Annotated in this window: 5 protein-coding genes; 2 read left to right on the forward strand and 3 right to left on the reverse strand. The window is 29.8% G+C overall.

Annotation, left to right across the window (positions count from 1 at the left end; genetic code table 11):
- Positions 1-231 precede the first annotated feature (231 nt).
- Both JSS34_07215 and JSS34_07220 read left to right on the forward strand, forming a co-directional pair.
- Positions 232-1,797, forward strand: a complete 1,566-nt coding sequence (locus JSS34_07215; GenBank protein ID MBS0186110.1) for a hypothetical protein — start codon at positions 232-234, stop codon at positions 1,795-1,797.
- Positions 1,798-2,074: 277 nt separating this feature from the next.
- Positions 2,075-5,545, forward strand: coding sequence for a hypothetical protein (locus JSS34_07220; protein ID MBS0186111.1), 3,471 nt, complete (start codon positions 2,075-2,077; stop codon positions 5,543-5,545).
- Positions 5,546-5,606: 61 nt separating this feature from the next.
- Here the strand turns inward: JSS34_07220 and JSS34_07225 are convergent, their stop codons facing one another.
- The 3 genes from JSS34_07225 to JSS34_07235 all read right to left on the reverse strand — a co-directional run bounded on the left by JSS34_07225 (position 5,607) and on the right by JSS34_07235 (position 12,276).
- On the reverse strand, positions 5,607-6,713 hold the full coding sequence (locus tag JSS34_07225) for a TauD/TfdA family dioxygenase (protein MBS0186112.1): 1,107 nt from the start codon (positions 6,711-6,713) through the stop codon (positions 5,607-5,609).
- Between the two features lie 100 nt (positions 6,714-6,813).
- Positions 6,814-8,592 (reverse strand): ABC transporter ATP-binding protein, encoded by a 1,779-nt coding sequence (locus tag JSS34_07230; protein MBS0186113.1) that lies wholly within the window; start codon positions 8,590-8,592, stop codon positions 6,814-6,816.
- 204 nt (positions 8,593-8,796) lie between these two features.
- A complete protein-coding gene (locus tag JSS34_07235) occupies positions 8,797-12,276 on the reverse strand; it encodes a hypothetical protein (protein ID MBS0186114.1) in 3,480 nt (1,159 codons plus the stop codon).
- Positions 12,277-12,587: the final 311 nt, after the last annotated feature.

Here is a 12,587-nt window from a genome sequence, read left to right on the forward strand (position 1 = left end):
CCTCAATGTCTCTTCTTTCTCCTTCTTTGTCAATTTAATTGATGACACGCCCTAAGTATTTTTCTATAAAGTTTTCCTTATAGGTTTTTTTTCACACTCAAAAAGTAAACTTTTTATCATTCATAAATATCTCCGGAAATCTTTCACAGAAGATACATGGAGAAATAAACGTCTTTTTATAAAATAACTTTTCTTATATTTACCTTCTTACTTTTGAATGCTTCTTATGGAATGGAAACATTTCATGAGGTTTTAGGAGAATCCTCTCCTTCTTCTTTAGGGCATTCAACACCAGAGTTCTTAGCTGAGAAATTTTTTCCTGAATATAAAACACTCTATACAGGTACAACTTGTGATTTTGAGCTTTATTATCCTTTTACCCATATAAGCCTTTATTCATTTATAATTGATATAATTTCTTTAATTCCTGAAAAAGATAGAAAAAGTGTCACCTACTTCACACATTATCTTAGTAAATCTATACACTTGCCCTTAATAATACAATTGCAAAATGTGAGTATTCCAGAGTTTGGAGAAATTGACATAAATGATCATATTCAAGCTCCAATTTTCAGAATTGTACAAGATATCCCTCCTGCAGAAAGACTGTTCATTATAGATACTGCTTTAAGACTTATTACATCAGCATTTACCCTTCATGATTTTGAACAAATCATTCATGTTTTAAAAAGAATTCCCACAGAGCAACGCGTCGAACGCACAAGACAGACTTTAGAACATCTTTCGCAAGCTCGACAATCTGGCTTACTTACTGTGAACAACATTTTTAACTATACCTACGAATACTTAAACATGAGAACTCCACAGGAAAGAGGGAATATTGATATTACAGGACAAGAAGCCCTTATGTCAGAACGTAACGCCATTAAAGAAGCATTTCAAAATCTTCTTATGTCTGACACAACAAGAGAAATTATGGCTCAAAACTTGCCTCAAGCCGGGGCAGAAAATGAAATTTTCCGAATTCATTTAAAAGAAATAGATCCTATCATAATCTTACTCTTAAAAAATCCAAAACTTTCTCCTTCAGATCGATTTACACTCACAAATGCCTTTCTGAGCTTAAGCCTTTTATCAGACAAAGAAGATTCAGAAACCCTTCAAACTCTGAGGGATATCTCTTCTCATTCCAAAAAAATGGTGGATAAACTTCTTGGAGAGAAAACGACACATCATATTCCAAGGCATGGTATCTCTATGCCACAAAATTATAAAAATTATAGATTGGAGACACTTCCTAATATCAGACAATTTTTTTGCTTAAGCTATACCCTCTTAACAGCTCTGGGACCCTTAAATCTAGATCCACACGAATATGCAAAAAATTGGCTTATTGAGCAATTTTATAAACATTCACGTGCTTGGCAAGCATTCCAGCATAGTTTTCAACACGGGTTTTATGTTAATTTTGAAACCATTGAAGAAACTTTAAGATTTGATTCCGAAAAAAATAAACTGACTTTGTATTTTGTCTCTCACTTAAAAGGAGAGAGTGATGATAAGTATCACAAGAGCCAATATGCTTATCTGAAAGGCTTCATAAAAAGTTATATAACAGCCTATAAAGAGCAACTAACTCCTCTTCTTGAAGCACTTTCCATGATCATGCGAGGGCATAATACAAATTTAAATTCTCTACTTGAAAAAAATAAGCCTGCATGCGCCGAAGGGGCTTATATAGGGCTTATTGGAATCCTTCGAGAAATCAATTTTTCACATGGAATTGTACAAAGAAATATACCCCATCTTGCAATACTTCCTTGTGCAAATGAATAAATCCTTTCTTAATATCTTTTAAAACCTTATTCCCTTCAGCTTTTGATAAATTTGATAAATAGTCTCAACACTTATCCTACGCTTCAAAAAATCTATTTCTTTTATCTCTAAAATATGCTAAAAAATCAGCAGATTTTTATATGTGATATACAAAATATTTAATTAGAATCTACTCTAGGCTTTCTTAAAAATTCATCCATCGCTTCCACTTTAAAAATCACCGCGGTCTTATTTTCTTATAAGACAATTTTTTCTAAAGAAACAATATGTTCTTCTCATGGCCCATAAAGAAAATAATTTAGATTCACTCTACACAGAAAACTTAAAAATCATTGGCGAAACAAAGTTCACGCGCAGAGAAATTGATATTATTGCCTGTATTTTAAGCGGGAAATCGGTTAAAAGAATTGCCTATTTACTTTCTATTTCTGCAAGAACAGTGGAAGCACATACTTATAATATTCTTTCAAAATTAAATTTTACATCTCGAGAAGATATTATTCATTTTATTGAAAAGTCCGGCATGCTTTCTTTAATGCAAAAATATTATTTGAATTTATTAATTCAGCAAGCATTTAAGAGTAGTTTAAAGCAAATCTCAAATCAGCTCATCAACAAAAATATCAATTGTCTTATCATTTATGAAAAACAATCAAAAGAAGAGCTTTTTTTAGCAAAAGATTTAGAAATAGATCTAACTCAATCAGGATTTAAAACACACTTAGAAAGTATGAAGGATCAAAAATCAATTGATCTTCTCTTAAAAAAGACAGCTTTTTCAAAAACCGAGCACGTTATTTATATTGGCAATCCAAATTTAATACCTCATTTCTCATCAAAAAATAAGACAAACGCGTCCTCTCCTAGAAATATATCATTTTGTTTATTATCGAATGCAAGTCCAATAGAAAAGACAGAAAACAATATTAAGGTAGATTTAATAAACTCTTTAGAAGATTTCGATTACAATTTTCTTTTCATCCAACTTTTGAAAAAATTATTGCCCACTCTTAAGATAGACGACAGCTTTTCAACTTTTTATCAAAGATATCAAGAACTCACCAGCTCTTCGAATCATTCTCCATTACTTAAAAATATTTCAGATACGCCTAAAACGGTTCAAAAAGATAAAAATGTAAAAAGAGATGCTTCTAAATTTACTGTTCTTAAAAATTTAGGAATTTTATGTTTATGTATAATCTCTCCTCTCTTTTTCATCGTTTATTTATTTGAAAAAAATGACTCTTCCCCCTCAGTCATCTCTGACCTTAGAATTCCAATCAATGAGGTATTATTAAAACGTCCATTACTGATCGAGGAGATTGATGTCAAACTTAAAAAAGAAAAAGGAGATGAAAGAGTTCCAATTTTGGGAGTTGTTGGTATTGGTGGCGTTGGAAAAACAACTCTTGTTCGTCAATTTAGCCTAAATTATAATGCTGCTATCATATGGGAAATTAATGCTGAAACAAAAAATAGTGTTATAAATTCTTTTAAAGAATTAGGAGAACATCTTGCCCAAACTGAAGAAAAAAGGAATGAATTTAATTTTATTAAAAAGATAGAAGATCGTGAAGAACGCCAAAAACAAATTATTAATTTCGTCAAGAATCTTCTGAAAAAAAATAAAAATTGGCTTCTGATTTTTGATAATATTGTTATTTTTTCAGAAATTAAAGATTTCTTACCAGAAAATAAGAAAAACTGGGGAAATGGACATGTTATTATAACGACATGTGATAGTAATATAAAACAATCTTCTTATATTGGGCCAGAAAATATTGTTGAAGTCGGAGAGCTCAACAAAGAAGAAGCTCTAAAGCTTTTTACGATTATCTTATATGGGGATCAGAAACTTTCATCTGAAGATAAAACAAAGACTCTTTCCTTCTTAGAGCATCTTCCTCCCTTTCCGCTCGATATTTCTATGGCAGCCTATTATATTAAAAATTCAACCCTTCGTTATGAAGATTATTTAGAAAGAATTGAAGTTTCTGGGAAAGATTTTGAAAAACTTCAAGAACACCTCATGATTGAAATGAATAATTATGCAAAAACACGTTACGGAATTATCACCCTAGCACTTGAAAAAGTTATTAAAGAAAATCCTCATTTTAAAGCTCTTCTCTTCTTTATTTGCCTTGTGGATTCGCAAGATATTCCAAAAGAACTTTTAGAATTTTTTAAAGATGCCTCAATTGTTGAAAATTTTATTTATAATCTTAGAAAATATTCTCTTATTATAAATGAACTCATTGGAATTGATCGAAAAAAAGTCTCCTCCCTTTTTCTTCATCGAAGCACCCAAAAAATTAGCTTATCTTTCCTCAGGGATCTTTTGAGTACTGAAGAAAAACAAGATTTAATCAGAAAGATTATATCTTCAATGATTTTATTTCAGGATTTTTATTTAAATAAAAATTGTTATTATGTGATGAAACTTATTAACCACTTAGAAGCATTTGAAAAAAATCTAAAAAATATGACACTTCCTTTAGATTTTAAAGAAAAAAGAGAACAAGATTTATTCCTTATGCTCGGATATGCTTATCAAAACTGTTCAGAAAATTACCTTCTTGCTTATGAATATTTTACAAAACTCATTAACATCAACGAAAGAAGTCATCTTATTTCAAATAATAAAATGGCCACTCTTTTTAAAGACCTCGGAAAAGTTTGTGTAAAGCTTGGAAATATCAATGAAAGCATAAGATATTGCGAAGAAAGTCTTAAGTTATGTAAAAATAACCCAGATTCTAAAATCTTAACTGTCTTAAATTTAAAAATATTAGGAACAGCCTATGCTCAGAAAAATGATTTTGAGAGATCGAAAGAATTCTTTCTTGAGGCCTTAAAAAAAGCTTCTGAGATCACATGTTCAATGACAAAAAGAAATATAGAAGCAAATATTTATAGACACCTCGCATGGCTCTATGCAAAAAGATATTTAAATAGAGTCGAGACTTACGAAGGTATAAAATATGCTCTTATTGCATTGGACAAATTTAAAGCTTCTCATCTATTTCATAAATCACTCCATCATAAAAGTGAAAAAATTTCTCCTGAAATTGTAAGAATCAAAGTTGATCTTGGAAAAATTTATTGTCGGCTTGGAAAATATGAAGATGCTTTTGAAAAAGGATTTAAAGAAGCACAATATATAATTGATAATTCCCTTGATGGATGCCCTCATTTTCTCTCGAAGGCTTATATTTTTTTAGGAATTGGAGAAATGCTTCTTCGAAATAAAAAAATTAAAGAAGCTGAAGTTAAATTAACAGAGTCAATTAAAACGTCTGAAAAACTAGCCGGTAAGTTTGATGCCCTCCAAGCAAAAGTATTTAGGGCAGAAGCACGAATAAGGCTTGGAAAATTTAAGGAAGGTTATGAAGATTGCATGTCAGCCATTAAAACGGAAAGAAAGATTAGCCATAATTACTTTAATTTAATGTATTTCACCTCATTTTATCATGCTGCCATCATAAAATATAAAGAAAATGACCTTGTTATCTCCTCTAAACATTTTGAAGATTTTTTTAAATATATGAAAGAATTTTGTAAAGATTTTTTAGATCCCCATGAATTTCAATTATTAGAAGAAAAGAAAGTATTTAATAAAATTATTCATGGTAAGAACCCTAATATTTATGAGATCAAAGACTGTTTGCGCAGAAGTGCAGAGATATTTATTAGTATTTATGGAGAAAACCATTCTTTTATAAAAGATTATGTAAAAAAAATAATTTAGAGAAATGCTTTAAAAAATAAGAAAATTTCAAAAGGATATTAGATTAGGATCGCTTTCGCCCTCATTGATAAGGATATCCAAATGTATGGGGTAAAGCACTATGTTTTTTGGAATATATCCAAACACGTAAAAGATGCCGATCTCCTTTAAAAGCTAATCTGTTATGGAAAACTAAGTTGTTATTTAATAAAAGAAAATCTCCTGGCTGGGCTTTAAAAACAACTTTTTGAGAAGAAGCGATGCTTCTTACGACGTTCACCAAATACTCTAAAGCTTCCTGTTGAAGATTTGTAAGAGGCTTTACATCGTATTTTCGATAAGCCTCATAAGTATAGAGCCGCGTCCAATGTGCCAATAACTGACCAGATTTTGTCTGCTTAAAAATTGGGATTTCAGCATAAGGCTTTTCTCCTGGCATTTCTTCTCCACGTCTATCAATAAAGAAATTTGAATATAAAACCTTTAATAAATCTGGCCTCGTTTTTAAAATCTTATTATGCACAGCAACAGCACTTATTATTTCATTTTCTCCTCCTTCTTGAGCTTGCTTTATGCATAAGAGACCAGCAAGTGTTGAGGTATCTGTGTGAAATCCAACAGCAAGGCCTGTATTTCCAATTCTGTAATTAGCATCTTGCGGATATTTGCTGGACTCTATTTGTTGAGGCACAACAGACCAAACATAAATTTTATCTCTGTTATTATAAACAGGAAGTCCTAAGTAACAAATAAATACAAAGGTTGAGATTTCTAAGTCTTCTTGTTCAGTTAAAGGAAAATTTTTCAACAGAAAAACTCCTGACCCATAAAAAAGAGCCCTACCAATTTCTTTACTGAGTATCCTCAACGATGGATCCCTTTGAGAAAGTATAAATTTTTTTAAATCTATTCCAGAATAAAGAGAAGAAGCCCTTTTTAAAGAGTGAAATTCTCTTTTAAAAGAAATAATATGTTTTTCTAAAGCTTCTTTATGCTCTTGTTTAAGAACATTTCTAAAATCTTCAAGGATGGCCTTTTCTAATATCTTTACAGATGGATGATTTATTGGCTTAAGGCTTTGTTTTTTATGAGAAAAATTAACAGGTTTTTTAATTTTATTAACTTTATGAATATTCTTGTTTTTACATAAATCATTTTTTGTTATCTTCTTTTTTAAAGATATTTCCATTTTTTAACCTTTCATTCATTCTTTTAGCTCACCATCAAACTAAAAAGGGACATTTTTATCTTTGAAGCTGAAGAAGATCTTTCCTTCAAAAGTTTAATTTTTAATCTCCATATGAATGACGGAGAAGATTTGCGTAAGGGCCTTTTTCTTTCATTAAGAACTTATAAGTTTCTCTTTCCATACATTTACCTTCTGACAAAACAATCACTTTTTTAGCATCCTCAATTAAAGGCAAACGATGTGAAATTACGATAATGGAAGAGTTCTTTGAAAGATCGTTCAAAATATCAACGATCTTTGATTGTGTCTCTATATCCAAAGCAGATGTTATTTCATCAAATACATATAAAAGAGGTTTCATGAGAAGCACTCTGGCTAAAGCCAAAAGCTGAGTTTGTCCTCCAGATAAAGGCGTAACATTTTTTCCAATCCGCGTATGATACTTTTCTGGAAGATTTTCAATGACGTCTGTCAAACAAACTTTTTCTATAACTGTTTTGATTTCTTTTACGGAAGCTTCCGGATAAGCGTATAAGAGATTATTATAAATTGAATCATTAAAAAAAGAAGGATGTTGAGGAACATAGCCAATAATTTTTCTTAAGCACTCCGTGGGAATTTCTTTTATGTCATGGCCATTTAGAATAATTCTTCCTTCCGTGGGCTCAAAAAGCTTTAGGATAAGTTTTGCAATTGTCGATTTTCCAGACCCGGTTTTCCCAATAATCCCGAGAATGCTTCCGAAAGGAACATCAAACGAAACATTCTGTAAAATCTTTTTAGACCCAATGCTATAACTCACATGATTAAACTCTAGAAAAATATTATTTTCTAATTTTGAAAATGTATGTTGTTTTTTTCTAAACTCAGCAGGAGAAATATCTTCAATAAATCGGAACATTTCTTCTACATTGATTAATCCTCTTTTTATATTTTTTAAAGCAATACCAAGAAGCCCTAAAGGACCCACAAGCTGTATAAAATAAAAATTCAACAATACAAGACTCTCAACAGAAAGTTGAGATGATTTCACATAAAAAGCACCTACTAGAGTCGAACAAATAACAAGAAGTCCTAATATGAGTCCCTGTCCTAAACGAATAGATTCTGTAATGATATCAGCCCTTGCTTTAAATTTTTCATATCTGTGTAAATATTTTTTGCATATCCTTTCTTCTTCTTTTTCTTTGGAAAAAATTTTTATTGTTTCAAAGTTAATCAATTTATCAACAAGATATGACTGAAAAAGGTTTCGGGCTTTTACATATCTTGTTTGGAGGAATGACGTCTTTCCGAGTCCCCACATCGTAAAGCAAATATGTAAAAGGATAAAAAAACCAAAAATACAGCAAAACAAGAAAGGAAAGTAAAAACTTATAACGATTAAAATAATAATAATTTCCAAAATAATTGGTGTAACGTATAAAAACAAGCCAACAAACAGATCTGAAAAATTTTCTTGCGTTCTAATAATATTATCTATTATTTTTTCCAGTTTAACTTTTGGATAGTGGTCCATAGGATCTGATAGAATTTTTTTAAATAAATTAAAAGTCATTGTATTTAAGAGTTTCTCTATAATTGGGAAACAAAAAATTTCTCTCAATTGGACAGTTATTTGCCTTAATGACCAACACCCAGCATAAAGACACACAAGAATTAAAGACGTAAGTAAGTTTGAGAAGTGATCAACTCGAAGATAATATATTAAGTTTCTAAATAAAAACGGGATGCTTACGTTTAAACCTATCGTAACAATAATAAGTCCTATAGAAAAAATAAGTGAAAGCTTTAAAATAGAATCTTTTTTAATTAAAGCCTTCACACCCGCCCACATAGACGCAATATTTCTTAAACCTACAAATGGAATTATTTTCACGATGCTCTCTTTTTCTATAATTTGATGGACTCACTAAATAAAATAATGAATCTTTAAAAAAATTTATATCCAGAAGAGTTATTTTTAGATATTGTGAAAAAAAACTTAAAAAATTGATGCTCGGGAAAAATACTTAGATTTACAAAAATAAAAACCTTATCAAATTAAACCATAAAAAAAGTTAGAAAATATAAAACAAAGCGTTTATTTATTTTTTTTGATATAATCTTTTACAAAGGGGTGCTCTTCTCCATAAATAATTGAATAAATTTGAGTTGCCTTTTCAAAATATATTTTTATATTTTTCTGAGAAAGTTCTCCATCTCTTTCTATTATTTTAAAAATTTCTTTATCATATTTTTCTTCTTCTAAAAAAACTTTACAAAATACGTTCATTTCTTTAAAAAATGCTAAAAAATATTCCTGGGCCTTTTGTAAATCTCCTTGATGATATTTAATAACTGCTGCATGATAAAGACATGTAATACACATCAATTCCAAAAAATTATCTCTTAGTTTTTTATCTGTATTAAAAACATACAAGCAATCTTCATAAGCTTTTGAAAAGTCTTTTAATCTTATTCTTACTTCTGCACGCAATGTACGGGCAGACGTGCTTGATTCACCTGAAAAAGCGCGTCCCAAGAGATGTCTTGACTCTCCAATCAATTTTTCTTTCTTTTCAATTGAACTTGATAAGCTATCTTCCGCCCGCTTTAAAGAATTTTGCCTAAGGTATACTTCTCCTAATCCTTCCAAATTCAAAGATTGGAGCAAAATACTTGTACAATCGTCAAGAGACTTATCAATAATATATTGAGCTTCCATAAAGCCTAATTCCATCGCTTTTTTATAATCGCCCAAACGGGTATAAATTGACCCAAGTCTTCTCCGATTTGTTGCAATACGACAGGATATTTTAGTTGGTTTTAAATTTGGGTTAAGATACAAAAGCTGGCGCGCCCCTAAGAGATCTAGTGACTTTAATAAATATTTCTCCCCTTGCAGAGCTTCTTCTTTATTTATAAAGGTCACGCTATATAAAACAGCCAATTGCGCATATATTTCTGACGCTACATCTTGTTTTACAGCTAATTCTAAAGAAGATATTTTATCCAAAGCCTTGAAAAAAAATTCCTTCGCTTGTGTAAAATTATTTTCTTTCCGATACGCAAACCCTATATTTTTTAAATTTTGAGCTATTAAAATTTCAGGGTTTTGAATATCACGACATAACTCTATACTTTTTTGAAATAGGTTAATGGATTCTTTTGTCTCTCCTAGAATCAGTGCAGAAAACCCTAAATCTTTTATAAATGTTGCCATTTTAAGATTTGTGATAAACTCACTTGGGTTCTTAATATTCATCGCTTTTGTAAAATAGACATACGACAAAATATAATTCTCAAAACAATGTTTATATATATATCCCAACATAAAAAAGATATCTTTTTTTCGTTTTTCCTTAAAATCTAAAGAAAGTTTCATATTTGTTAAATTTCTTTCAAATGCTTCTAAATGATTAATAAGCTTCATCACGTAATAACAATTTTTATTGAAATAAAAATCCTGAAAGGACATCATTGACGATATAATTCCTCTAATCAATTCTTGCTTTTCATGAATGTCCAAAAGATCCACAAGGAAAGATAAACTAATTTTTTGAGTGCTTCGGTGGATGAAAAGAGAAGAAATCTTTTTTCCATTGAGTTCAATCAATTCATTCGTAATAAGAGAGTGTTTTTTAAGTGTGTAAATAAAATTTTCAACGAGCCATGGTTCTTTAAAAAATTCTAAGAGTTCCTTTGGGATATCTTGCGAGTCAACAAGACAAATAAATAAGAGAAGAGCTTTAAAATGAGGATTTTCTTTAATAACTTTTTCAAGGGCAAGCGTGATAATACCGTAACGTGTTTTTGCATAATTATTCATCTCACTCAGGAGATGTTCTTGAAGTTTTTCAAAATCTTTCCCAGAAGCTTCAATTCTCTTTAAATAATCCTCATAACCAATATTTGAATTTTTGAGATAATACGCTGCAATAGAAATATCGAGCGGAAAAGGAGGAAGATGATCTAAGAATGACTGAGCCTTTGCCTCATCTTCAGGTGAAAGTTTTTCAGATCCACATAAGATAATTCTAAAAAGCTTTAAAGCTTCTTCTTTGCTGAGTTCTCCAACTTCAATAATATTTTTTGATCCAATGTAAGAGGATTGGTTTATATTGCTATCACGTGTCGTTATGATAAGCCCTCCTTCACCCCAATTTTTTTTATTTTCTGGTAAAAAATTTTTAATTTCTGCAAAAACAGAAATGTTATCAAAAATGAGAAGCCAATTTTTATATTTTTTCAAATAGCTTCTTACAAAATTAACAATTTGTTTTTCGCGCTCATTGGGATCTTCTATCTCTTTTATAAAATTAAATTCATTTTTTTTATTTTCCATGAGAGCGAGATATTCTCCCAATTCTTTAAAAGAACTTATAACACTATTTTTTGTTTCAGCATTAATTTCCCACACAATAGGAGATTTATAAGTCCGGCTAAAATGCCGGACAAGGGTTGTTTTTCCAACACCACCAATACCTAAAACGCCCACAATTGGGATATTTTCATCTTCTTTTTTTCTCTTTAATTTTAACCCAATTTGATTAATTAATTGGGGACGGTCTAAAAAAACACTGTCAACTGGAATTCTAAGATCAGACATTATGGAAGGTATGTCATTAATTTTTTTAAAAAAATAAAGACCCACAAAACATGAAACTAAAAAACATGTTCCTAAAATTAATAAAACTTTATTCAATTTAAGACATAACTTTTTAAAACATTTCGAATCGTTGTTTTTTACATTCTGTTGAATACAGCTATTTCCTTTTTTTTCACTTGATTTATATTCACAAAAGGAATTTTTTACGTCTTTATTTCTTTGATAAAATGGCATAAAAATAGTTTCGACCTCGAGCTTAGGTAATATTTTACTTAAAATTTTGATCAGAAAAAAATTGTAAGGCAGCGATTCTTCCAGATCTGTGAGGCTTATCAAAATTTTATTCGTAGCCTCACAACTTTTCAAAATACCTAACACCAATTGACTTTTTAAAGCTGCATCTGTTTTATCTTCTGATGCCAAGTAATGTACTAATTTTGGTGTTCCAATATAAATAACATAATCTATTTTCGAAAAAGATGTTTTAGTTAACAAATGCTCAATAGACTTTTGATCTTTTACACATTCTGAATATGGTCTAAATCCCAAGTGCTTTAAATCTGTTTCCAAATTTGTTATAAAAAGATTTTCTTCCTGAGAATTTTTTTCATAAATGATAAAGCAATGTTTATTTTCTTGCTTTAGAAAATTAGAAATCTTTTTTAAACCCTCCTTAAACGCTTCTTGAGCCAGAAGATTCAAATAATATTGCTGAACAAATATAAACTTTCCAGATTTCTCAATAAAATAGATAATATCTTCTCGAGACGTAAAGTTTAATTTTGTAAGAATATTATATGTATGGGCTTCAACTGTTCTCGTAGAAATAGAAAGGAAGGAGGCAATTTTTTTAACGGATTTTCCGCTCATAACACAAGAAACAATATCTATTTCTCGACGCGTAAATTTTATTTCATTAATTATTTTTAATTGCTCTTCATAAAGTATATCTAAATTATTCTCTTTATACATAAATCAACTTCCTGACTTTTAAAAACTTTTCTTATAAAGAAGATAAAGTATTAATATTTCCTATCATATATAAAGCTTATCTTCATAAATTAACGTCCATACTTTTATGATAAATCATGTTATTTATACTTTGGGAATATAAAATACTTTATAGAATTCAAGTATGTAAAACAAAATTTTGAAAATTAAAACAAATAAAATTTTTATAAACCTAGTTTGTGTCCACTTTTCATCTGAGCCAAACGATAGAAGAAGCAAAGGCTAAAAATCCCATATAAGCAATGGCCATCTTATCAAATCGTGAAAAGATT

The sequence above is a fragment of the Pseudomonadota bacterium genome (genome assembly GCA_018242545.1).
GTDB lineage: Bacteria > Pseudomonadota > Alphaproteobacteria > 16-39-46 > 16-39-46 > 16-39-46.

What these genes read in the sequence shown, in the direction of transcription:
- JSS34_07215 (MBS0186110.1), top strand. Translation starts at nt 232, where the DNA reads ATGGAAACATTTCATGAGGTTTTAGGAGAATCCTCTCCTTCTTCTTTA.
- JSS34_07220 (MBS0186111.1), top strand. Translation starts at nt 2,075, where the DNA reads ATGGCCCATAAAGAAAATAATTTAGATTCACTCTACACAGAAAACTTA.
- JSS34_07225 (MBS0186112.1), bottom strand. Translation starts at nt 6,713, where the DNA reads ATGGAAATATCTTTAAAAAAGAAGATAACAAAAAATGATTTATGTAAA.
- JSS34_07235 (MBS0186114.1), bottom strand. Translation starts at nt 12,276, where the DNA reads ATGTATAAAGAGAATAATTTAGATATACTTTATGAAGAGCAATTAAAA.